Origin of the sequence: Gaetbulibacter sp. M240 (assembly GCF_043876815.1) — a bacterium.
GTDB lineage: Bacteria > Bacteroidota > Bacteroidia > Flavobacteriales > Flavobacteriaceae > Gaetbulibacter_A.
The window spans coordinates 1-25,252 of sequence record NZ_JBAWKA010000007.1 but is presented as its reverse complement, the minus strand read 5'-3'; the positions used below and the strand labels follow the sequence as shown (position 1 = coordinate 25,252).

Annotated in this window: 11 protein-coding genes and 1 pseudogene; 3 read left to right on the top strand and 9 right to left on the bottom strand. The window is 37.1% G+C overall.

The features are described from left to right. Positions 1-21 precede the first annotated feature (21 nt). Genes V8G61_RS14935 through V8G61_RS14925 form a run of 3 tightly spaced genes read right to left on the bottom strand, consistent with a single transcriptional unit; the run spans position 22 to position 5,765 of the window. Positions 22-1,791, bottom strand: a complete 1,770-nt coding sequence (locus tag V8G61_RS14935; protein ID WP_394876697.1) for a right-handed parallel beta-helix repeat-containing protein — start codon at positions 1,789-1,791, stop codon at positions 22-24. Then, positions 1,788-4,469 (bottom strand): LamG-like jellyroll fold domain-containing protein, encoded by a 2,682-nt coding sequence (locus V8G61_RS14930; RefSeq protein WP_394876696.1) that lies wholly within the window; start codon positions 4,467-4,469, stop codon positions 1,788-1,790. The genes V8G61_RS14935 and V8G61_RS14930 overlap by 4 nt, the downstream gene beginning before the upstream one ends. Before the next feature lie 12 nt (positions 4,470-4,481). Further along, complete coding sequence (locus V8G61_RS14925; protein WP_394876695.1) at positions 4,482-5,765, bottom strand: T9SS type A sorting domain-containing protein; 1,284 nt, start codon at positions 5,763-5,765, stop codon at positions 4,482-4,484. Between the two features lie 341 nt (positions 5,766-6,106). Between V8G61_RS14925 and V8G61_RS14920 the strand changes: the two genes are divergently transcribed. Further along, positions 6,107-7,621 (top strand): arylsulfatase, encoded by a 1,515-nt coding sequence (locus tag V8G61_RS14920; RefSeq protein ID WP_394876737.1) that lies wholly within the window; start codon positions 6,107-6,109, stop codon positions 7,619-7,621. A 143-nt stretch (positions 7,622-7,764) separates the two neighbouring features. Beyond that, a complete protein-coding gene (locus V8G61_RS14915) occupies positions 7,765-11,739 on the top strand; it encodes a two-component regulator propeller domain-containing protein (RefSeq protein WP_394876694.1) in 3,975 nt (1,324 codons plus the stop codon). Positions 11,740-11,761: 22 nt separating this feature from the next. On the opposite strand, the gene V8G61_RS14910 is transcribed toward V8G61_RS14915, so the two are convergent. From V8G61_RS14910 to V8G61_RS14885, 6 genes are all read right to left on the bottom strand, one after another. After that, positions 11,762-13,567: a right-handed parallel beta-helix repeat-containing protein gene (locus V8G61_RS14910; RefSeq protein WP_394876693.1), complete on the bottom strand. Its 1,806-nt coding sequence runs from the start codon at positions 13,565-13,567 to the stop codon at positions 11,762-11,764. 177 nt (positions 13,568-13,744) lie between these two features. Next, positions 13,745-15,802 (bottom strand): hypothetical protein, encoded by a 2,058-nt coding sequence (locus V8G61_RS14905; protein WP_394876692.1) that lies wholly within the window; start codon positions 15,800-15,802, stop codon positions 13,745-13,747. 35 nt (positions 15,803-15,837) lie between these two features. Beyond that, a complete protein-coding gene (locus tag V8G61_RS14900; protein ID WP_394876691.1) occupies positions 15,838-17,172 on the bottom strand; it encodes a sulfatase in 1,335 nt (444 codons plus the stop codon). Positions 17,173-17,266: 94 nt separating this feature from the next. After that, entirely contained in the window at positions 17,267-18,910 is a 1,644-nt protein-coding gene (locus tag V8G61_RS14895) for a RagB/SusD family nutrient uptake outer membrane protein (RefSeq protein WP_394876690.1), read from the bottom strand. 11 nt (positions 18,911-18,921) lie between these two features. Further along, positions 18,922-22,038, bottom strand: coding sequence for a SusC/RagA family TonB-linked outer membrane protein (locus V8G61_RS14890; RefSeq protein WP_394876689.1), 3,117 nt, complete (start codon positions 22,036-22,038; stop codon positions 18,922-18,924). Between the two features lie 41 nt (positions 22,039-22,079). Beyond that, positions 22,080-23,969 carry a right-handed parallel beta-helix repeat-containing protein gene (locus tag V8G61_RS14885; protein ID WP_394876688.1) on the bottom strand — a complete coding sequence of 630 codons (1,890 nt, stop codon included), beginning with the start codon at positions 23,967-23,969 and terminating at the stop codon, positions 22,080-22,082. 693 nt (positions 23,970-24,662) lie between these two features. Between V8G61_RS14885 and V8G61_RS14880 the strand changes: the two are divergent. Continuing rightward, positions 24,663-25,252, top strand: a pseudogene (locus V8G61_RS14880) (hypothetical protein); the annotation flags it as partial.

The following is a 25,252-nucleotide window of genomic DNA, read 5'->3' as shown; positions in this document are numbered from 1 at the left end:
ATTTAATTTCTACTGTTCCACTTAGTTCTCGAAAACCAAGTTTGTATTGTTGTTTTTTAATAGAATTTCATATTCATCAGAAAGGTCCTTTAGATTTCTAATGAATTTGTTTCCTGTTATAACAGTATTTACTGTGCACTCAATAGACAAGGCCCTTTTGTTATAAAGGAAGGTGTTATTTGTGATTTTAATATTTTCTAATCCTTGCCAGTCTGCAGTTGCAACACCACTCCATTTTCCTTTCGCCTCGGGGTTTTTTAATTTTGTAACTCTTAAACGCACCGCTGCGGCATTATAGTCTTTAAAATAAGTATCGTCATAGCCACAGTTATCAAAGATATTTTGATTAATGGTAATATTATGAGACACGAAACCTTCACCCCAATCAACCCCATTGTTCATAGAAATAGCACATTGGCTGAGGTTTTTAAATAAATTACGCTCAATGATACCATAGGAACTCTGTAATAAAATACCATATCGCCGTGCATTTCTGAAGGTATTGTTTCTAATAACGAAAGATTCGTTTGATTCCGTATCAATATAGGCAATATCATGCTTTTTTGTATCGCCTACCTGCAAGGTTTCTTCCAAGGGTTTATCTAGCGTTATTTGCACCATACCTTTATCCAGAGGGCTTCTATCGACAATTTTAAATGTACCTAAAAGTTTACCTTCCCTTGGGTTATAAATCCTAATGATATCGCCTTTGGCCACGTTGAATTTTACAACCAATTCAGTAGGAGATATTTGCTTTAATATATTCCTCTTTGAAGATTTTAAATTAATAGCATCATCACTGTAACCTTCAAAAAGGCAATTTTGAATCCAGGGCCCAAATTTACCTCCGTTAACATGAACACAATCAGCGTTGGCACTATGAATTCTACCGGGCTTTAATAATATCTGAGCTCCTATAATATTCCATTCCTCCATATTAAAGGCATTGTAACTCCCCGCCGGGCTGGAGTAATTGGTGTTTTCTAAATAGGTGATATTTTTACTATTCCCAGATTTAAAAACACTCAAGCCATTGGTTCTGGCCAGATGCACATATAAGTCACCAACTTCCATAGATTTTAGAAGATTGATAGCTTTTAAATTTACCTTAAAAAGCCCGGGCGACAATTGTTCAAATTCTTTAGTTGCAAAAAGATTTGGCGCCCCATCTTTTAATTTCCCTGGCATCTTGGGATCCATGAGCATACCCCAAACACGCGATGCTACCTGAAACATGTTTTCATTTAAACTAGGAAAACCTTCATCAATTTTAAGTTCAAAATATCTTTCTTTTAAATCGACCTTGGTAATTTTTCCTTGCGTAAAAGGAAGAGGATCGTAATCAATAAAAAAGTTTTTTACGATAATATTCTCACTTTTAAATACTGAGAAAAAACCTTTTAAAGGATCATGAACAATAATCTCTGCACCATTACCATCAATGGTCAGGTTTTTAGCATCAGCGAGATAAATAATATGTGTTTTTTTAGGGTTATCATCGCCATAAAGGTCATAAGTTCCTTTTTCGAATACTAACCTAATCCCGGTCGCTCCTGTTCGAGTGATCTTTTTGCAAAAGTTTAAAGCCTTCATGATGCCGGGAACGTCATCTTCCCCATCATTTGGAATAGCCCCAAAATCTCTCAAATTAACATTCATTGAAATTGGCATATCAATAAGGGGCAGGTTTCTTTGCGTTCTAAAATGGTCAGGTAAATTAAACTGATACTGTGCTTGAGCAAAAAAACCAAAAATTAATAATACTATTAGAGTTGAAAATAATTTTTTCATTTTTTATAAATTTTTTCAGTTTGAATATTGTTTAGTTGAAGGATGTACATTCCGGAGGGTAGATCAGATAAATTTAGTTCTGTAAGGTTAGAATACTTTACTTCAGTAAATATTTGACCGAGAAGATTGCATATTTTCACCGAGGTAACAGGCTTACTAAAATAAATAGTGTTGGATACCATGGTTGGATAAACAACAATTTTATTGGTCTTATTATTGAGTTCAAATTCAGTTGAAAGGGTATTCTGCCTATCGTTATAAATACGTTCTACTTCACCACTACATAATTTATAATCAAAGTATCTTATATCGCTAGCCAATCCGTTAAATCTCGGAAAGAAATCAATACTGTTACTAGCCGTATTAAGTAATACATCAACGCCGATATACGTTTCCGAGGAGGGCACTCCATTTTTATAGAGTTGAATACTAGAAAAGGAATTATTCTCCGGAACCGAAATCACAACATGGTTCCATTGCCCAATATCAATCGGCAAATCATCCATCCTAACAATATTTTGGTTATTGTCGGTTACTCTTAAAACACCATTCGATTGCATTTGAACAACAAAAACTTCGCCATCAGTTGGACCGCCACTGTAAAGTAGGGTTTGAAAAACAGATGTTTCCGGTTTGAACCAAAAAGCATATGTTCTTGCGGCTCCTCCTACCGGTCCAGGAAAAGGCGAGCCATCTGCTGTATTTTCAAAACGAAGGCGGCCATTGTTTGCTGTATTTATTTTAAAGGCATAGCCAATTTCCTCATCCGAAAAACCTTGAATGATTTCCCCTCCTTGATTAATAATTTCTAAACCAACACTGGTATCGGTTCCAGAATTTACCAATTCCAGGGCACCGGGATCTTCATTAAGCAAAAAGTGGATATTTGGTTCTGGTAAAGTGTATTGGTAATCTGCAACACTAACGTTACTAGAATTTAGGATGGTTTGAGCCACTGGCGTTTCATTATTCCCCAAAGTAATATCTTCATCTCTATGACAGATAAAGTTATTTTGGAGTGATAAACCATCAATATTTTTAAGATACAACCCTTTGTTATTGTAAAGTATGGTATTGTCAATAATTCGAATATTACTATGTGCCTTCCAACTGGTGGTTTGCGTACCACACCAGGTATCGTTTACAGAGCATGGGCTTCCAAGTTTTAAAAAATCAATTTTGATGGCTGCTGAATTCTCATCCGAGATATAGGATGTATCAAAACCACAATTGTCAAAAGTATTGTTTCTTATTTCTATTTCTGTAGCCCTAAAGCCTTCACCCCAATCCACACCATTTTCAATGGTAATACCGGAGCTACTTAAATTTTGAAAAAGATTGTTCTCGATTAAGGCATATTTACTTTGTATTAAAATACCATACCTTCGTGAGTTTCTGATGATATTATTACGAAATATGAAGGAATCGTTCGATCTGCTTTCTACATAAGCCTTATCTGCCAGTTGATGATCGGGATCTGTTATCGTGGTTATATTCACCGCATTTGATAAGGTGAGCTTAAATAGATTGCTCCCGAGGTTTTCTACATTTTCAACGGTAGCACTGCCAAGAAAAACGCCATCTCTGGGGTTGTAGAATTCCATGTTTTCACCGACACTTACACTGAATTGTACCGTGATCTGAGTCGCATTATGAACCTCTTTAATGACTCTTTTAGTGTATTTTAGGTTTACGCAATCATCTGAAAAACCTTCAAAAGTGCAGTTTTCAACCCAAGGCGCAATTTTTCCACCATTAATATGCAAACAGTCAGCATTTATGGAATGTACTCGTCCTGCTTTAAGTTTAATATGAGAATCTAAAACATGCCAGGCTTCACAATCCCGGGCATTAAATCCCCCGGCAGGACTGGCATAAGCTGTTACATTCATGTAAGTAACATTTTTTCCAAGATTGTTTAAAATGATTGTTGAACCATTATTTCGTGCTATTTGAACAAAGTAATCGCCTACTTCTATCCCAGTCATATATGGGCTTGACTGAAAGGTTCTGAATGTATTCGGACCAACTGCGGAGAAACCTGTAAAAGGGATCAAGTTTGCTGTGCCCTCTTTTATCCCGCCTTTAATATTTTTGATCATTCCCCAAGCTTGAGAAGCGTTAGAAAAATAATTTTCTGTGGGTAATGGGAAATTAGCATCTACCTCAAAATCAAAAAAGCCATTATTGAAATCAATATTGGTTATTTTTCCCTGGGTAAAGGGCAGGGTGGCGTAATCAACTGAAATGTCTTTTATGATGGTATTTGTGCATCGCAACAAACGTAAAAAACCAATGGCTGGATCGTGAATTAAAAATTCAGCACCTTGTCCATCCCATAACACACTTTCGGCATCAGTCATACTTAGCGCATGGGAACCGCTGGGTGGCATTAAATCGTAAGTGCCATTTTCAAAAACTAGTCTAACAGGGCTTGCCTCCGTAGCCAGGTTTACAGCGGCCTGTATGGCCGCTGTTATTCCTGAAATGTCATTAGTGCCATCATTAACTACAGCACCGTAATCTGAAACCAGTATGGTTTGAGTGGTGTTCAAATCAACTAGAGGAGCCTCTCTTGGAATTCTAAAGAAAGATGGAGCAGGTTGAAGCTGAGAATAACTATCCCAGTTCACCAAAAACAGCAAAAGAAAAACTAATAATAACCTCTTGGGAGTCATCAAAAACTAATATTATTGTTTAACGAACTTTTGAACATTCTGCTTATCGAAAACAATAAAATAAAGCCCCGGTGATAAATTGTCCACCGTAATCTCTAATTGGTTTTCAATTTTTTTGCTTAGCAAAACACTACCATTTAAACTTATAATTTGCACGTCTTTTTGAGGTGTTCTAAAATACAATTTGTCTGTGGCCAATGTAGGATAAGCAATTGGCTTACTAAGTTCGGAGTCAAAATCATCTACAGATAATGAGCTTTCATTAACCAAATAACCATTATTATCTAAAGCTAAAGGAGCACCGCCATTATCTGCTGAAATTTGTGCTAACTGGTCTGTGGTTAATCCTGTATTGCTAGTTCCAAAACGAATGACACCTTCTGTATAATTTGTAATATTAACAGTTCCCGTACTCCAATCTGACGCTGAATTATCGGCGAATGTTAGGTCTGAAACGCCAGCTCCTACAACAATATTAAGCGTTCCACCACCTTGAAAAATGATAGAACTCATGTTATTTTGATTGGCGTTAGCGGTTAGCGTAAAAGTATTCGTGCCTCCAACTGTGATACCGCTCGCAAAAACATTAGCCCCATTTAATTCAATGGATGAGTTACCATTAACTTGAATTTTAGGCCCTTCATAAAAAATAGTATTATCTGCAGTATTAACGGTTGCTGAAGAATTTGCTAAAAAAACTATTTGTCCGGTGTATCCTGAGTTTGAAGAAGTACTACCAAAAGTAGCGGAAGTATTTGCACCAAAACGTAGGTTGCCGTTACCTGCTAACGTTCCGTTAAAAATAAAACCGGCATTGTTAGAACCTTGATCGGTACTTAAATTGGTGGTTAAGGTTAGGGTTGAACCCGATGCGAACTCTATAGAATTTGATGCGCCATTGGCGTTTTCTATGTAAGTAAAACCAGCTGGATTATTAACCTCAACGAAACCTTTAAATGAAAGTTTAATGTCGTTATTGGAAACATTTGTGATACCAAATTCATTTGCCACTCCCGGGTTAACCGTTAAGGTATTTGCCCCAGCCACTGAAACATCCCCTGCGAGCGCAAAGGTGGTTTGGATCTTCTTTATGGTTACGTCTAGATCAACTAAAGACTCTACGAGTAATGGCAACCGAACTTGACCGGTATTTGAAGTTGTTGGCACTTCCAAAAGAGACCAATTAGCAGTGTTAGACCACAAAAGGTCACCTCCGCCATTGTTGAAATCATTATTCTGTGCAATCAGAAAAATAGAATTAAGAATTAATAGTAATGAGAAGTAAAAATTTTTCATAGTTTAAATGTTTAATTAGTAAATAATCGGGACTTGTATGTCAGTTTATTTTGGTTGAAATAAATACATTGCCGCTTCTATTTTCAAATGTACATGTCATTTGATTTTTTCATGCTTTGTTCCGTAACAATGACGTAACAAAATGTAACATGTGCATGATTTTTGGAGAAATACATGTATTTGATTCTTTAAAATTTAATAGTTTAGTTACAAATTGGACGTTTAGACCTAGCCTCAATTTGTGGCTTGGGTTATTATTAGATTTTAATAGACTTAAGAAAAAACTATAAACACAACTAAAGATGAGAAACAGCATCATACTATTCATCACCCTAATAGCAATGTACTGTAATTCTTCACATAAAAAAGAAGATTCAGAGACACCTATCGCCGCAACAAAACCAAATGTCATTGTTATTTATTTGGATGACCTCGGATATGGCGATCTAAGCTCATACGATGCAACCGAGTTGGAAACACCTAATATCGATGCCCTAGCAAATGGCGGCATAAAGTTCACCAATGCTTACGCGTCTTCTGCAACATGTACACCAAGTAGATATGCATTACTCACCGGGGTTTATCCATGGCGAAATAAAAAGGCAAAAATTTTACCGGGAACAGCGCCTCTTTTAATTGATACGCTTCAAATAACCTTACCCAAATTATTTAAAAAAGAGGGCTATGATACGGCCATCATCGGAAAATGGCATTTAGGTTTAGGAACAGGAATTATAGATTGGAATGAGCATATTTCTCCCGGGCCTAATGAAGTTGGATTTGATGAATCCTATATTCTTGCTGCAACGCAGGACCGTGTTCCGACTGTTTATATCCAAAATGGGAATGTGGTTGGACTGGACAAAAATGATCCCATTGAAGTCGATTATTTTAAAAATTTTGAAAATGAACCTACGGCCATAAGTCACCCGGAAATGCTGACCATGAAATGGCACCATGGTCACAATAATAGTATCGTAAACGGGATTCCGCGAATAGGTTTTATGAAAGGAGGAGATTCTGCAAAATGGAGTGATGTTGATATGGCAGATCACTTTTTAGAAAAGGCTCAAGCCTATGTGAAAGCGCATAAAGACAATCCTTTTTTCTTGTATTATGCGATGCAACAACCACATGTTCCCAGGACACCACACCCGAGATTTGAAGGTAAATCCGGAATGGGTCCCAGAGGGGATGTTATTTTAGAAGCCGACTGGTGCATTGGAGAGTTTGTTAAGACTTTGGAAACAGAAGGACTATTGGAAAACACATTGATTATTTTCTCAAGTGATAATGGTCCGGTACTAAATGATGGTTATTATGATGATGCGGTTGAGAAGTTGGGTAATCACGATCCCGCCGGAGGTTTAAGAGGTGGTAAATACAGTATTTTTGAGGCTGGAACTAGAGTTCCATTTATAACCTATTGGAAAGGTACAATCGAGCCTGCGGTCTCCGATGCTATTGTATGCCAGATGGATCTGCTTGCATCTTTAGCAAGCTTATTGAATACTGAAGTTAAAAACACAGACAGTAAAGATCTATTAGATCCGCTTCTAGGGAATTCTGAAAAAGGTAGAGATCATTTAATTTTAGAAGCAACCGGAAAAACTGCGTTACGAAGTGGCGATTGGATATATATCCCTGTCTATGAAGGAAGAAATTTTAGGGAAGCCGTTGGTATTGAAGTTGGAAATTTACCTGATGAACAATTGTATAATGTTGTTGATGATGCCGGTCAAAAAGAGAACTTAGCACAGTCTAATCCAGAAAAACTTCAAGAAATGAAACAGCTTTTTGAAACCTTAAGAGGTAAAGATTATAATAATGGTGTTAAAGAAGTTATATTTCAATAGGTTTATAATTCTTAAACATTAGGGTTGTATTTTAAATCGTATCACTTAATCAGAAATTATCAGTATATGAGTTTTGTTTAATTGGTAATAAATGTTCTGCGAAAAATAATTATCTTCTACATTAGAAACTTAAAACCGACCTTATGATGGGTTATCTCAAAAAAGCAAAACCAGTTATATGTCTAGTTTTTTTAATTATAGGTTATATAATCTTAAACCCATTATATGCTCAGGATCTCTATTTTAAAAATTTAACGGTTGAGGATGGTTTATCCCAAAATGATGTCAACTCCATTATTCAAGATAGTTATGGATTCATTTGGATTGGCACTTATGATGGTCTTAATCGTTTCGATGGAAGAAATCTAGAGACGTTTCGGAGAGAAACGGCAAATCTTGCCAGCCTTCCGGATAATCGGATTAGTTCACTTTTCGAGGACAATAACAAAAGATTATGGATAGGGACGGAATCCGGGCGTTTTTCCTATTATTCACTTTTAAAAGACCAGTTTATTCGCGTTAGATCTCCCGAGGATACCGGGATTATTTTTAATTTTCTTCAAGCCAGTGATAATACCTTATTTGCCATAACATCAACAGGCATTCTTAGATTGGTTGAAGATGAGGTTGAACCGGTATTTGAGTTTATTTCCAGTGTTCAAAATAATCATTTTAGAGATGCCATTCAGTTACCTTCCGGAGATATCTATTTTGCAGGTAACAATGGAATTTTTCATTTGAAGGATGAAAAATTCACAAAACTCCCAATTCCGGAAAATCTTACATTCACAAGTTTGATATACACTGATAAGGCCATTCTTGCTGGTGGTATTTCGGGACTTTTTACAGTAGACAAACTTGAAGGAATAAAAGAATTTAATAGCCTTAAAATCCCTGATTTATCTATCATTTCCATGACAAAGGACATGGAGGGAAATATCTGGATTGGCACCCAGAACAGTGGCCTTCTGAAGTTGGATAAGGCTTTGAATTTTATCAACCAAATTAAAAGTTCTATAGCCAATCCCAGGGGTTTACTTAGTAATACCGTTCTAAAATTATATCACGACAGATTTAATAATCTTTGGGTAGGCAACAGACACGGACTTTGCTATACCAATCTTCATAACACAGGATTTAGTTCCATTGATCTACAAAGTCTTAATGGCCCGAATGTGAGGGCCATGTTGGTTACGGGCTCAAATCTTATTCTTGGGATTAGTAATGAAGGACTCTTCAATTATGATTTGAAGACTGATCTTTTAAAAGAAATAACGGATCTTAATATCAATTATGTCAATCAAATTGTTAATATTGATGAGACCATTTATGTGTGTTCCAATAGAGGTCTACAGATACTTAAGGAGGATAACACCCTTGAGCAAGTTATTAAAAACTCAAATAACCCTACCAATATAAGGTGTGTAGAGAAAGATGATTTTGATCGTCTTTTTATTGGAACTACAAGAGGGATACTCATCAAAGAGCATAATGAAGTAAAGTGGCTTTGGGAAGATTTTACACACCTTCAAGATTTAAGTCAATACCACATATTTAGAATGTTGTTTGACCCTAATTATAATCAAATATTTATTGGGACCATTTCTAAAGGTTTAATAGTACTTAATATTGAAGATGATGGTAGACTCACCCGAAATGATAAAGAGATTCTAAGGGATTCAAAGGGACATCCTATTGCGAATACGTCTGTTTGGTGTTTCCACAGGTCAAAAAATAATACCATATGGGTTGGTACAGATGTTGGTCTTTTTAAAAGAGAAGCAAACACTGAATTCTTTGAACAAGTTCAAGTAGAGGGTGTTATAGATAAAAAGATCATGAATATTACCGAAGATCCAAACAATAATCTTTGGCTTAGCAATTCTCATGGTCTGATTCACTTCAACCCTAAAACAAGTAAAGTAAAAATATTGACATCCGATGATGGCCTTCGTTCTTCAAGCATGACCGAAGCATCTGCGTATTACGGAGACCATGTGTACTTCGGTACAACTAATGGTGTGAATTATATAAATCCACTCGAGATCTCACCTGATCCTAATCATCCTAAACTACTTTTATCGAATCTCAAGATAAATAACGAATTGGTTAATCCGGGTGTGGAATTATTTGGATCAGTAATTCTAACTGAGAATATCAACGCTACGAAACACTTGAAATTAAACCACCGGCAGAATAATTTATCGATTGCGTTTAATGGAACGAACTATTCAAAAATTGCAAGAAATAATCTCCGGTATCGCCTTGAAGGCTATGATAGCAATTGGATTTATACGTCCTCAAATCCTGTAATATCATATTCAAACCTGGATCCCGGTAGTTATTCATTGCAAGTACAGGTTGAGGATAACGAAGGAAACTGGGCCAACAACAGTATTACGCTACCAATCTCTATTATTCCCTCACCATGGAAAACGACTCATGCTTATTTGATCTATGCGATTATAATTTGCTTTATTATTCTAGGCTTCATTTACTTTTGGTTCCACAAACAGAAACTGGACCATCAAATTGAATTAGATCAAATTAAGATTAACCAGGACAAGCAACTAAGGGAAAGGCAACTTCGATTTTTTGTTGATGTTGGACATGAGTTTAAAACACCGCTTTCACTGATACTTGCTCCATTTAATGATCTTATGAACCAAACCTTGAGTAAGGAACAAAAAAACATGTGTCTGGAGATCGTTTCCCGAAATATTCAGCGCATGAACTTTCTGGTAAATCAATTATTGGATTTTGGAAAAATATCGGAAGGAGAAAACCTTGTTCGGGTAACCAAAACAGACCTTAGGAAGTCGATCATTGATTACACAAAAGCCTTTCAATGGGTCGTACAACATGAGCACATCGACCTGAGGTTAAATCTTGATAAATGTGAGGGATATTTTGATCGAAATGTGCTGGAAAAGGGATTTTATAATATTTTGTCGAATGCTTTTAAATATACACCCACAGGTGGGGTTATCGATATTTCATTGAAAGTTGAAAAAGAAAATGATCTTAAATATGCCATCATAACGGTAAGTGATAGTGGTCCGGGCGTTCCTGATGATAAAAAAGAACTGATATTTGAGCGTTTTTATCACGGCAAAGATCGTGCATCATCAGGAATAGGATTGCATTTAGCACAAAGTCTAATTAAGGCTCATGGTGGGGAAATTTCTGTAGAGGATAGTGATTTAGGAGGTACGAGATTTAAGATCACGCTGCCAATTTCACGGAATTATTACTCTGAAGGAGCAGTAGAAAGTAATCAAGAAAAAGTTTTTGATAATACAGATCGGGAAGATACTGTTTTTGATGAAGAAGTCGTTGAAAAAGGGGAGACCATACTTATTGTAGAAGATGATCATGAACTTAGAAATTATCTCAAGATCAGCCTGCAAAATGAGTATACTATCGTAGAGGCCAGTAATGGGGAACAAGGCTTGCATATGACTCAAGAAAATCTTCCAGATATTATAATAAGTGACATCATGATGCCTATAATGGATGGTATTGATATGTGTAAAAATTTAAAAGCAAATAAGGATACGTCTCATATTCCACTAATTTTCCTAACGGCAAAAACAGAATTAGAATTCCAAAAAAAGGGACTGGAAGCTGGAGCGTGGGATTTCATTACCAAACCTTTCGACTCTGAAGTTTTGCGTACAAAGGTGAATAATATCCTCGAGACCAGAAACAAATTCAAAACCTATTTGTTGGACCAAAACATTAACCTGGATGTCAAATCCCATTATACTTCCTACGATCAAAAGCTAATCAAAAACATAAATCAGGTTATCGAAAGCAATCTTGATAATCCTAATTTTACGGTTAGTGATTTGGCATCAGAAGTTGGACTTAGTAGAATGCATTTACATCGTAAATTGAAAACTCTGGTAGGTGAAACCGGAAAAAGTATCATTACCAGAATTAAAATAAGATATGCCGTAGACATGTTTGATAATGGCTGTAACCGTGTACAAGAGGCCATGAATGCGGTGGGCATTAACAACTATGTTAATTTTAATAACAACTTTAAAAAGATCATGAATGTTACCGCTACAGAATATTTGGCTAATTTGAAAGAAAAAAGCAATTCTATTTAGGGCTTATTGATCTTCGTATTCCCTATTTAAAACCCTTGTTGTCCTTTGCTGACAAAGTTAATTTGCTTTTTTCATCGGCTTTGATGGCTGTTTCACAATTTCCCTCATAACTGTTCCCTCTTATCACTATATTTTGACAATTGGTCAAATCGATAAGAGGTGTATTTGGATAAAGCTCTTCCGCTTCAAATGTTTTGATGATCGTGTTGTTTTTGATGATCAAACCATCAACCCTATCTGCGCTTACAATTCTGTTTCCAAAGGTATGGATGGTATTGTTTTCAAAACGAATATTACGGTCGTATAGGGCGGAGGCGTCAAACGTTTTGCCGAGTCGCGGTGTAATATTAAGCACAGAATGTTCTGATCCACTGTAAGCGCAGTATTCGAAGGTGTTATTTCGAATAATGACATCATTTACTGCTCCGGATTCAAACCAGAAAAACGTTTCACCACGGAAAAATATGGATGACATCATGGATGAAAAGTGATTCCCCTCAATCACAGTTTTCAACGGTGTTTTAAGAACAACATTTCTGGCTCGGTGGTTTCTAATAGTACAACCTCGCATCGTGAATTCAGGATTCCACGTCTTGTTTTCTAAAATATCCCCGGGTTTTAGATCTTCCGGAAGATGAGATTCAAAACTAATTTCAATAAATGTATCATTTATGAATTTTACTTTACTAACCACCGCTGTTTCCCTGCGCTCCGGCGATGGTTGTTTTATGAACCAGATCTCGTCCCCCGGAGCTGCAAATTCAAATCCACGCTGTTCAAAATGCATAAGTTTTGTGCGAAGGGTTTTATTGTCTATCACGTCATCGACCTCCACATAAGTACCATGAACATTGGTGCCATCGTCTAGCATATTCTCGAATCTACAGTTTTCTATCAGAATAGACCCTTTGCAATTACAAAAATGGGTCGCATCAGCTGTTGACGAAATAACACGGTTTGTACCTTCGCGCAGATAAATTCCACAATCGACCAATTTAATATTTTCAGAACGTTCAAAAAGGAACCCCATGCCCAAAGCATGATGTATTATAATACCATTGAGAGTTATATTTGATGAGGTTTTAAAATCGAATGCTGGGGCATAACGATCGTGCTCTCGATCGCCTTTGGAACTCAGTAAAGAACCAACAGGCGGATAATGCCTGAGGGGTTCATGAAATCTTAAATTACCATTTTGTAGTTTTTCCACCCATCGAGGTTTACTATGAATATCCCAAGCGCCATGCACCGGGCGTTTCTCCACGGGATCAAATGCCAATGTACTACCCGGATAAACATAATTGAAGTCATCAATATTGGGAAATTCCAATTGTCCTTGTCTGAGCCTCCAGGAAAAACCATCTTTAAAAGGTTTAATGTCGCGCCAACCTTCTTTTTCATTGACAGCTATAACTTCTCCTAGAAAAGTAAAAGGGATGTCCCAATCGATTACCAGATTACTGACGTTAATACTTTCACAGCCTTCAAAGAGAAAAGGCATGGCCAGACCATGAAAAATAAATTCTGCCCCGTTACCTTCAATGGTTACTGTTCGAAATTTATTAAAGTTAAAAATAATGCGTTTATACCCATTTCCATGATTCGTAATTTCGAGGTATTTTCCCGCGGCATAATCCGGCATGAACCTGTAAACGCCTTTTTCAAATATCAGGTGGATGTCCTTCGTTTCGGTCTCCTCCAGTATTTGATGAATTTTGGGCGTCATATCTCCATCAATGGGTTTTATAATGACCGGATCAGATGTTTTTGCCATACTCAAATTGGCTGACATGGCTATGATTAAAAGAGGTATGAATATTTTTGTCATATTATAGGACGTTTCTTTTCTCTCAGCTTGTGTCCTTAATTTAAATGAATGAATTATTTCCATAAATGTTGGAATGTGGCACATAAAAAAATTAGTAAAATTTGATTTCATTTTGTCTGATTTTTTAAATTCGAAAATCATGTTTCTAATTGAGACCTTGTTAATAGGTTCCCGGGTTTAGTTTTTCACTAGAAAAAGTGCATCCAGATAAGGCACTTTAACTGAGGTATTGTTGTTAATTTTCAAGTCTTTTTTACCTTCTTTAGAAGTGTCTAGTTTTCGGTAGTTTGTCTCTTTTGAAGTCACTTGTTTAAGATCTATATTGATCGATTCAAATGAAGGATTAACAACCACGAGACCGTTCTCAAATTCTCTTGAAATAAGACAAGGTGAATTAAATACCTGCAAGTTTCGAATTGCAAAAGCACCTTGCTCTTCTATTTCTAAAATCATTTTTAGATCGGCCCCACCAACATTTCTGAAATAGAACATAAGTGGTGTGTATCCATTTACACCCATAAATCCTGCTAGGTTATTATACAATAGATGACCTCTCATGGGTTCCTCCGGGTACTGCGGAAGTCCTTTCATTTTAATGTTGATCTTTCGTGGAACCAGGCTACCATTGCCAAGATCTACAAAACCGTCAATATCTTTAGCTTCAAACAAAATGAGAAGATCACCGGAAGCAACCTTAAGATCCGGTCCCGGAATGATCATGTCCTTGCGTCGGTTCTCTGAAGCTCCTTTAATGATCAACTGGTTATTTTGAATCTGGTGTATCTTGTCTTTCAGATCAAACTTTTTTACCAGATCGACGTCCATAGTTAATCCTTTACCTAAAAAGATTTCTTCCTGGTCACCCAATACATATTGCATGGCTCCTAGGGGTTGTCCCAACCAATTAGGTTGGTTCAGGCTACCCCCAATAATTTCTGGTATTTCCAGTGTTGGTGATGGAGAATAAGCCACCCCAAGACAACTGGATAAACCTAATCCCATACGCCTCAACTGGTCAGCAATTTTTTCGTCTGCCGGATTTCTGAGCTTTGCAGTAATGTAGCTAAATTTATATTTGGCAGTATTGTGTAGATTCCAGTAGGTGTGCTGATTGATGGTTCTTGATATTTGTCTGAATCCATCATTCCATCTGCACAAGCCTTCTGTTTCCATGCCATTTAAAATGCCCACGGCCTTTTGCATATTATCATTCCATCCATCAGCCGTAATAATAAATTCCGGACCAAATGTGTCTCGAATATTCTGTAAAAAGGCGATATCACCTTCCCGCCAAATATTCTTGCCATCTATGTAACCATTATCAATTTGACCATCGTTATTACAATCCCATGTTTTATGTTTTACATTGAAATAATTGACGTCGAATCCAATGCCATCAAGATTTTCTAATACGCCACCTTTTCCAAACCAATCTTTCATTTCGCTCACAAAAACATCCGCAGCGGTATGACCATTTTGGTCTCGGGGGCAGGAAGAGGATAAATTATAGTAATACATCAGATTTCCACCCCAAATATCAGCTGCAATTGGCGCGATATACGTATCATGCTGATTAAAATTCCGAGGTTTGCTTCCGTATTGTCCTCTCTTTATTTCAATTTCATTGGTCTCCTGATCGATATTAATAATGGAAGCAAATTCATATTCATCCCAGATTCGATCTCCGTTTTCATCTAATTTCACTAACAAGATATCATGAGGCTTAAAATCAACGCCTATATCCTTGCCATGAACCGTATAGGCTTTTAAAGAAAAAGGCGTTGCATCATTTAAAATAATTTTATTCTGATTCTTGTTGATATCATGAGCCGGTGTACTACCTTTCTCATAAACCCAGTGCCCCGGAAAATATAATTTGAAAGTAGCCTTATCGTTAACCGACTTGCCTTCGCCATTTAAATGGACAAGCATTAATTTTTCAGGATGTTTTTTCGCGTAGGTATTAGCTCGCTGGGCGGCGACTACAGGCATATTTACCTCCTCTTGTAGATACTTTTTTGTGATACCATCATATTGAATATGCCTTTTATCCCAGGTATCATATGGTGCCGTTAAGAGCCATTTATCACTTCGAAACGAAAGGGTTTTTGGAAAATCTGCCTCAAATACTTGTTTTTCTTCCAGAGAACTTCGCTCAGTAGATTCTTGGCCAACGGCAACTTTAAGGTTTAGCACCGCGAAAATCAATGTAAGGAAAGCAATTAATCTTTTCATTTTTAAATAGTTAATTTACAAGTAAGCATTTCTCATTAATCATAAACCGGAACTGCTTTTTGTTCCCATTTATTCAGCCTTCTTTTCAATTTTTTTTCGATGGTAAAACCTTTTCCTATCAAGTTCTTCTTCTCAGAAATATCATCAACCACATTGAATAATTCATACTTACCGCTTCTGTATTTAATAAGCTTCCAATCGCCGGACATGATGGCTGCATATTGGTCTTCATAACTTCGGTAAAAAAACAGGTCTCGAGGTTTTAGTTTTTCACCCCGCATTTCGGGTAAAAGGCTTTTGCCCTGGATCTTGCGAGACTTATAAGTTTTGTTGGAGGCAATTTCCGCGAGGGTAGGGAAAACATCTATGGTTTGAATCGGCGTGTTAGATTCTGATCCGGGTGTTGTTACACCGGGATAATAAACCAAAAACGGTACTCTGGCACCTCCTTCACCCAGAGTATTCCCACCAATTTTACCACCGGAAAGGGGAGCATTACTATAAAAGCCACCCTGGTCGGAAATGAGTAATACAACAGTGTTTTTATCGATTCCTTTAGACTTCAAAGCGGCTCTGACGCTTCCAACAGATTCATCCATACTTGCAACCATAGCAGCATAAATAGCTTCTTTTTCTTCATAGCCTTTTTTTAGGAACTTATCTACCAGATCTTTTCTTCCAACATGCGGGGAATGAACATTATAGTACCAAAGCGTCATCATAAAAGGCTCAGGGCGATCGTAGCTATCAATAAAATTAACAGCCTTATCAGTCAAAACATCTGTGAGGTATTCATCGGTATAATCTTCCAGTAAATCATCCTTAAAAAAGTCGGGGTAATAACTTTTTGGGTGTCCCCAATTACCTGTTCCGAACATGTCGTCAAAACCTTGATAAATGGGGTAATAAGGTTCGTGACCTAAATGCCATTTTCCAATAAAATTATTAAAGTAGCCCTGATCTTTCAATACCTCAGCATAAGTGATTTCATGAAGTGGAAGCCAATTTATGGACGGCATGTTCGCAGGATCATTTTTCCAATAATTGTACTTCTCATCATTGGTTCCATCTTTATTTTTATGTTCTATATGACGCGGCATTTCTAAGCGAATGGCTTCTTTGCCAGTAAGCAAACTTGCCCTACTAGGACTACAGGTGGGTGTAGGGATATAAGCCCTGACAAACTCCATACCATCGCTTTTTAATTGATCGATGTTGGGCGTATAAAATCTATCGTTTCTGTAACCAACATCTGACCAACCCCAATCGTCTACAAAGAGAATGACGACATTAGGTTTTGACTGCGCCGAAAGGTGTGGTAGCAATAAGAAATTAAATAGAATAATATGAATTACTAGAAACTTCTTCATTTTGATTTTATAAAAATATTTAAAAGAGCTACGTCCGACTTGATACTCAAATCCAACATAGCCCTTTTTGACTAATTAATAACTAATTATTGATTTAGTATCCAGGGTTTTGCACAAGATTTTCATTTAAATCGATTTGCTGTAATGGTATTGGAAACCATACCTTTTCTGATCTCCAGTTTTGTTGCAATAAGGTTACATCGTCATTGTAAAACCCATTATTTGGATCTAGTGAATTTATCGTTTCATCATATATGTTGAATCGGGCCAGATCTATTCTACGCCAGACCTCAAAACAAAGTTCTCTAGAGCGCTCTTCCTGTAACTCTTTAACAAAATCTGAATTGAAATAGGCTGTGTTCAAATCATCTACAGTCCCGGGAGCAATTACAGAACGTTGGCGTAACTCCGTTAAAATTTCTCTTGCTCCTGGTTCATCTCCTGTAAAATAGAGAGCCTCCGCACGAAGTAATAGAATATCACCATAGCGTAACAGCGCGAAGGAGAGACCAGTAGCCCAGGGGGCAAATGATTTTTGAGCAGGGTCTACCATTCGGTACTTACCAACACTCATAGTTCCTGAATTTGGACCACCAAGAGCTCTTGGTTGATAATATCTGACACCATCAATTTCTAAAACATCAAGAACAGACGGGTTTCCTCCTAAATTCCCGGATACATTATGACTGAATCGAAAATCATTGGCATCATACAGGTTATACAATTCTCCCGTAGGACGCGTCCAACCTGAACCACCGCCAACTGTGTTAGCATTTCCCTGAGGAATAAAGTTGTTTACAACGATTGTAATTACCTGTTGTGAGGCATCTGATGACCCTTCTGCTGATAGCATAACTTCTTCAGCTTGTGCCGATTTTGTCGATGCTCTGAAAAGTCGATCATAGTTTGCGGTTAGCGAATAACCACTGTTATTTACTATATCTTCCGAAATGGTTACAGCACTGCTGTAACTGGCGTTGGCATCAACCCAATCAAAATTATTAGGAGCATAGCCAAAATCACTTAACCCGTTGGTTTTCATACTGGCAAGGTAAGTATGAACCTTTACCAAAAGTCCGGCAGCAGTCCATTTATTAGCACTAGCAGCCAAAGGGCCTCTATCGACGCAATTTTGGTATGCGAATTCAAAATCAGAAATGATCTGAGTGTATACTTCCTGAACAGATTGTCTTCCCTTTAATGGGTCTTCATCAGTTCTGGTGTAGATTGGGATGGCGCCATGCATCATGGAGAGCATCATATGAAAATAGCCTCTCAAAAGTCTGGCTTCTCCCTCAATTTGTGCTTTTCTGGTACCACCAAAACCGTCATCCGGTATTTTTGGTAAGTTTTCAAGTAGACTGTTCGCACGACCTATACCCGCGTATAGAAAAAACCAGGCATTATTGATCTCAGGGTCCTGACTGGTGAAAGCGCCGGTACCAAAGTTTGCGCCTCTTCTATTGGCGAATCTTGAGGGTACAACACCCTCACCTGTTCCGCCAACTAACATCTCGAACAGATCTCTTCTAAATGAGGAAGCATTACCCGCTCCTTGAATACTACCTGCGGTGAGTGTGTTATAAATACCCACCAAGGCTATTTCTGCATCTTGTGCAGTTTTATAAAAATTTTCAGGCGCCGTAAAAGAATACGGCGTTGGCTCCAGTGTATCATCACAAGACAAGGTTGCCAGTAACAACACTAGAATTGATATATGTTTAATATAATTTTTCATAATTCTTATTATTAAAATGTTGCTTTAAGACTTAAGGTGAAATTCTTTGCTCTCGGATAGGCAATTCTGTCGAACCCAGAAAGTAATGGGTTGTTAAAATTAACTTCAGGATCCCATCCGGTATATTTCGTCCAGGTTGCTAAATTATTTCCAATAAGATTGAATTGCATCGAATTTATGCCCAATTTATCAGTGATACTTTTAGGAAGTCTATATCCTAAAGATACGGTTCTTAGTCTTAGGTAAGACCCATCCTCTACATAATAAGAGGACGCAATTTGTTGGTCGATTGATCCGTAAGCAGGGTATTGATTGCTTGGGTTCTCCGGAGTCCAGTGATTAATAAAATAATCCTCAGTAATATTCATCCACGGTTGTACCCCATTAAGTCTAACTTTGGAAGCGTTATAAAGTTCGTTACCATAAGACCATTGGAAGAATACTGACAAATCCCAGTTCTTATACTTAAAAGTATTGTTTATCCCACCAAAATGCACTGGGTTACTGTTTCCGATAACTTTTCGGTCTTCATCATTAATAAATCCGTCACCATTAACATCTTCATACTTCATTCTTCCCGGAAGCGCAGTTCCCGAATAAACAGGAAGATCATCCTTTAAGACATAAGTTCTATCCTCGTGTGGGATATTTGGGTCACTATTGTTATTCCAGGTAAAATCGTCAATTTGATAGATTCCATCAAAGGAATATCCATACATGGTTCCTATGGGCTGACCAACGATAACCCGTCCAACAGTGGACTGCCAACCTCCGCCGGTTGTAACAGGAATAAATTCAGCACCTCCAAGATCTTTTACTTCATTTCGGTTGAAAGAGATATTAAAATCAGTTCTCCACGAGAAGTCTTTTCGGTCGATATTATACGACGTGATTTGTATTTCAAGACCTTCGTTGTCAATTCGCCCTATGTTTTGCCATTGTGAATTAAAGCCACTTTGGGCCGGAATAGGAGCATTTAACAATAAGTCTGTCGTTATTTTTTTATAAACATCTGCACTTATGGTTAATCTACCATCAATAAGTCCCAGGTCGATACCTGCATTGAACTGATTTGTTACCTCCCATTTCAAGTTAGGGTTTGGTAGTGACGACGGTGCCAGACCAAAGATAAGGTTATTGTTACTGGCATAGAACGTAGGATCTAGCTGCGCTAGGTAAGTATATGGAGGAATACGCTCATTACCCGTAGCACCATAACTTAATCTAAGTTTTAGATTAGAAATAGCATCTATGTTTTTCATAAATTCTTCATCAGATACTTTCCAACCTAAGGCTGCCGATGGGAAATAACCCCAGCGGTTTCCTGCACCAAATTTATCAGAACCATCTGCTCTTATACTCGCTGTTAAAAGATATCGATCTAAAAGCGAGTAATTAACCCTTCCTAAATAGGATAGTCTATTCGTGCTCCATCTTTGAGTGCTATATTCACTAACGGATGTTCCAACACTGATATTATTTACACCGGTAGTCTGATTTTCAAAACCTATAACTTCATTTAAGAAATCTTCGAAATTGTAATGAAAAATCTCAAAAGCAGCCATGGCATCAATTTTATGTGCCGAGCCAAACGTTTGGTTAAAGTGTAGCTGAGAAGAGTGGTTGATGGAGTAGGTATTCACTTCCTTCACTCTTGCACGACCATTCTGTAATCGTCCCCATCCAGTTTCTGAACTATAAAATTCTTTTACTTTGGAGTGGCTAATGTTACCTCCAGTAACAGCAGTGTATTTAAAAGCATCTGAAATCTTATAGTCTATATTCATGTTGGCGAATAATCTGGATATACTTGTTGATTTATCAGATTCTTCAATTAATTGGATTGGGCTTATAAAAGCATCATCTGTAAGATCAACATCTTCGGTTTGAATATTCCATGGGTTTCCTAAAAGAAGTTGTTGTGTAACGCCTGTAAAACTTGTGGGTCCACCACTGTTAGCGATACCTTCTAATACAGAGTAAGATGCATTGGAATTAAAACCAATCGACAATCGATCACTAACATCACTTTTAATTCTCAATCTTAAATTGTATTGGTCGTAATTATTATTAATTACAAGACCTTCCTGGTTTAGGTAACCCAAACCAGCAGCATAATTGGTTTGTTTATTACCACCTCTAACCGATATTTGGTGCTGCTGTGTTATAGCTGTTCTTAAACCTTCATCCTGCCAATCGTAAGAACGTAATTCATCAAAATTTCTAGGAGTCTCAAAAACACCGTCATTATTGGTATCCTGATTCAGAAATTGACCATTTCCTCTTTCTGTTTGATAGATCAGATAATCCTGTGCTGATAAAACAGGCATTTTTTTAATGGCATTGGAAACACCTATATTATACGTATAATCGGCATTTAAACGTCCGTCTGAACCTGTTCTAGTAGTTACAATTACAACACCGTTGGCACCCCTTGATCCATAAATAGCCGTAGCAGAAGCATCTTTCAATACTTCAATGGATTCTATATCGGCCGGATTGATACCTGTTAAAGGATTGATCCTAGCCTGTGAAGAACCTGTAGTTGCTACTTCATCATAATTGACATCAATTTGAACACCGTCAATTACAAAAAGTGGAGATGAGGTTCCGTTTATAGAAGTCTGCCCTCTAATCACCAAATTTGTTCCTGCACCCGGCTGACCCGAGTCGGAAGAAATTTGAACCCCGGCCATTCTACCTTGCATGGCTGCAAAAACATCAGTGCTTTGAGATTCCATAAGAGTCTCTGATTTCACACCGGCCAAAGAACCGGTTAAATCACTTCTCCTTTGTGTACCATAACCTATGATAACCACTTCGTCCAACTTTCCAATATCAACTTTTAAATTGATCTGTAAATTGGCTCCAGCTTTAACTTCTGTGGTTTGATAACCCGTATATGAAATAACGAGTATAACATCCTGACTTGCCACAGACAGTTGAAAGGATCCATCAAAACCGGTAATAGTTCCATTACTGGTTCCTTTAACGAGAACAGTTGCCCCTAATAATGGTTCGTTTGTTTCACTGTCCCGTACAACGCCACTTACATCTACCTGAGCCAAGACGAGGCTTGCCCCGGAGAAGGTAAAAAGCACGAAAAATAATAATAGTTTAATTTTCATAATTTGTGTTTAGTTTAAATTAATTTAGTTGAGTTAGTTTTTTAGTCTGCATTGGTATCTAACGAAAGGTCTGCAAACTCTCCCGTTAGTAATTTATAGGTATTGTCTTTTATAGTTACGTTTTTACAATGATGAACGGTAAGGTTAGGTTCATTTGGGAAGATAGGTTTGTAAGCGTCCGTTTGTATGATTCTATTGGACTCGAAGGTCAATCCGTCAACAGATTCGGCTACTAAAATAGGGGCATCAAAAGCGTAAAAATCATTGTTTCTAATGATGATATCTTTGTGGTAATAACTATTGTCATCGGAACCACTTTCATTTAATTCTTGTTCCGGATCGATAAGTAAAACGGCTTGTTTATTTCCGCCGTGTAAATTATTCACGAATTGGTTGTTCTCGATAATGAGGCTGTCGCAAGGTCCAGATTCGTTCCATAATTTGAGATCTCCAGACATGCGCATGGCTGCCATTTGAGAAGAGATATAATTATTACGAACTTCAACTTTTCGAGAGGTTGAAATAAGAAATCCTCTTGCCCGGTTATTTTTTACAGTATTGTTTTCAATTTTTGCGGAAGCATGCCAGGAAATATTATCAATCCCATCAAATTCATTGGCCACACCCTTTATAGATTTATTAAAGGTTAGTAGCGACACCTTTTCATTAATACGCTTAACGTTTTCAACAATTAAAATCTCTGATTTGGTCAAAAGTGTATTTTCATCAACAATGCGAACACTATCTCCTATAGCTGCAAAGAAATAATCCTTTTGGTGAGGATGATAAGTTTCATATGCGATTTGCTTTTCTCCCATAATTTTTTTAATTCTGGCATACGTTCCATGTACGTTGGTAGCATCATCCAACATGTTTTCGAATGTGCAATTTTTGATGGTTATAAGTCCTTTGCAATTGCAAAAATGTGTAGCGTCAGCAATAGTGGTTATTAGGCGGTTACTACCTTCTCTCAAAACAACATTGAAACGATCAAGGGTAATATCGCTGGACCTTTCTGCTATTAAGCCCATGGCTCCCGCGTGATACACATTGATATCTTTGAACAATAGGTTTTCAGATTTAAATATGCGAATTCCCGGATTTTCCCGGTTATTAAGATACTCGCCTTTTGAAATGAAAACGGATCCAACAGGAGGGACCTCTCTATATTTTGTGCTAAGTCGCACAACGCTATCATTTAAAGTTTCAGCAGGAAAGAAAAAACTGTTATCAAAACCACTATATAAACCATGCTTGTAAATGGGCGCTTTTGTTGTTCTGTTCCAAATAATATTCTGACCAAGTCTTTGATGATACTTTTCTTGTTTTGCGTATCGGTGACCAAAGTGTTGTTCATAAGGCGAATCTTCTCTTTCGATGGTTAAATAAATACGGTTATCCTCGACTAAATAAGGTGTTTCCATTTGTACATCAAAAGTCATGGCGCTAGGATTGTTCCCAACTATGGTACCCTGAGCAAAAAAGGGAATCTCCCAGTCAATACTCAAATCTGAAACTGTTATATTGGTACTTTCCTCAATTATAAATGGTAACATTTTACCGTGAAATATGAATTCCGAACCTCCTCCGTCGATATGAAAATTGTTGAAATTGAAGATTGGAAAAGGGGTTCGTTTCAAACCATTATCATTATTTGTTATGGCTGTGTAAAAATCCGGCGCATAGGTGGGATAAAAGTGAAATGTACCTTTAGGAAAACGGATACCTTTATACCCTTTTTCCTTGCATTTTTCCAGAGCCTCAACTACAATAGGGGTAGCGTCTTTAGCATCTTCTATCCCCGAGTTGCTCAAGTCATAATAGGTTGAAGATAGATCTTGTAGACTTTCGATTGAAGAAGATTTATTCCCCAAGAGAAACATAGATGCTACTGCGATTATTAGTGCGGATACAATTAGTTTTAGCTTCATATAAGATTTTTAAGCCAGAATGGAACTGACAGTTTAGTTGATTCGTTTAAAGTTAAGATTTTGTTAAATCCGAAGGCATAACTACTGTAACATTACAATTAACATTTGTAACAAATCGGTAAAAATGTCCATAGTGTTACAAATGTTTATTGAAATGTTACAAAATTGATAGAGTTGTGTATAAATAAAATGAGAATAGGTACAGGTTTAAAACAGATAAGTATTAAAAATCGGCGTTTATTAGTCAGAATATTTTATTAATAATGGTTTTAACTCGAAACAGATTCACAGGGTTCTTTACTAATTGGTGCTCTTCAAGCCATGGTTAAATCCTAATTATGAAAAATCTAATCCTTGTTTTCGTGGCTAGTGAAATATTCTTATGTAGACTTAAGGGCAAAAAATTATTGAAAAAAAGGCGGTGACTTGATTTTTTGAAATTCTTAACTCGAATGTAAATTTTAGATATAAAACGAAATTTTAACCCTATTAAATCATATGAAAATAATTACAAAACAATATTTTATTTCCTATCGAAAACTTTTTCATTTACACAAACGAAATGAAAATATTGGACAAATAATTATATAATTCACAGTAAATCACTATATTCGCTCCACCCAAATCTATTGCTTCGAAATTTCGAAGACATACTTTATATGAAAATATAGGGTATGATAACTTAAGTATGTTATGAAAAAATCCCTCTCTCTGCCGCTATGGCTATGCCTGTCATTTATGATTTTGGATGCCAGCGCTCAAGTTGGTATTGGAACCCCTTTGCCAAACTCCTCCGCTCAACTCGATGTTGTAGCAAACAATAAAGGTCTTTTAATTCCCAGAGTGGCATTACAAGCACCTAATGTTACTAATCCTATTTCAAATCCCGCAACAAGTTTACTTGTTTACAATACCTCTGCTACTGCCGACTTAGTTCCAGGGTTTTACTATTGGAATGGAACAATGTGGATTCCGATTGGTGAGGATGACACCGATACTAACACCACCAACGTGAGTTTATCACAGGATGGTACCAATTTAATGTTAACGGACTCTGATGGTAATACAGTAAGTGTTGCCTTAACGGATATTGATACTAACACCACCAACGTGAGTTTATCACAGGACGGTACCAATTTAATGTTAACGGACTCTGATGGTAATACAGTAAGTGTTGCCTTAACGGATATTGATACTAACACCACCAACGTGAGTTTATCACAGGATGGTACCAATTTAATGTTAACGGACTCTGATGGTAATACAGTAAGTGTTGCCTTAAC

Excerpts from the sequence above, each read along its gene's own strand:
- V8G61_RS14920 (WP_394876737.1), top strand. The coding sequence starts at position 6,107 with ATGTACTGTAATTCTTCACATAAAAAAGAAGATTCAGAGACACCTATC.
- V8G61_RS14885 (WP_394876688.1), bottom strand. The coding sequence starts at position 23,969 with ATGAAGCTAAAACTAATTGTATCCGCACTAATAATCGCAGTAGCATCT.
- V8G61_RS14925 (WP_394876695.1), bottom strand. The coding sequence starts at position 5,765 with ATGAAAAATTTTTACTTCTCATTACTATTAATTCTTAATTCTATTTTT.
- V8G61_RS14930 (WP_394876696.1), bottom strand. The coding sequence starts at position 4,469 with ATGACTCCCAAGAGGTTATTATTAGTTTTTCTTTTGCTGTTTTTGGTG.
- V8G61_RS14890 (WP_394876689.1), bottom strand. The coding sequence starts at position 22,038 with ATGAAAATTAAACTATTATTATTTTTCGTGCTTTTTACCTTCTCCGGG.
- V8G61_RS14915 (WP_394876694.1), top strand. The coding sequence starts at position 7,765 with ATGATGGGTTATCTCAAAAAAGCAAAACCAGTTATATGTCTAGTTTTT.
- V8G61_RS14935 (WP_394876697.1), bottom strand. The coding sequence starts at position 1,791 with ATGAAAAAATTATTTTCAACTCTAATAGTATTATTAATTTTTGGTTTT.
- V8G61_RS14905 (WP_394876692.1), bottom strand. The coding sequence starts at position 15,802 with ATGAAAAGATTAATTGCTTTCCTTACATTGATTTTCGCGGTGCTAAAC.
- V8G61_RS14895 (WP_394876690.1), bottom strand. The coding sequence starts at position 18,910 with ATGAAAAATTATATTAAACATATATCAATTCTAGTGTTGTTACTGGCA.
- V8G61_RS14910 (WP_394876693.1), bottom strand. The coding sequence starts at position 13,567 with ATGACAAAAATATTCATACCTCTTTTAATCATAGCCATGTCAGCCAAT.
- V8G61_RS14900 (WP_394876691.1), bottom strand. The coding sequence starts at position 17,172 with ATGAAGAAGTTTCTAGTAATTCATATTATTCTATTTAATTTCTTATTG.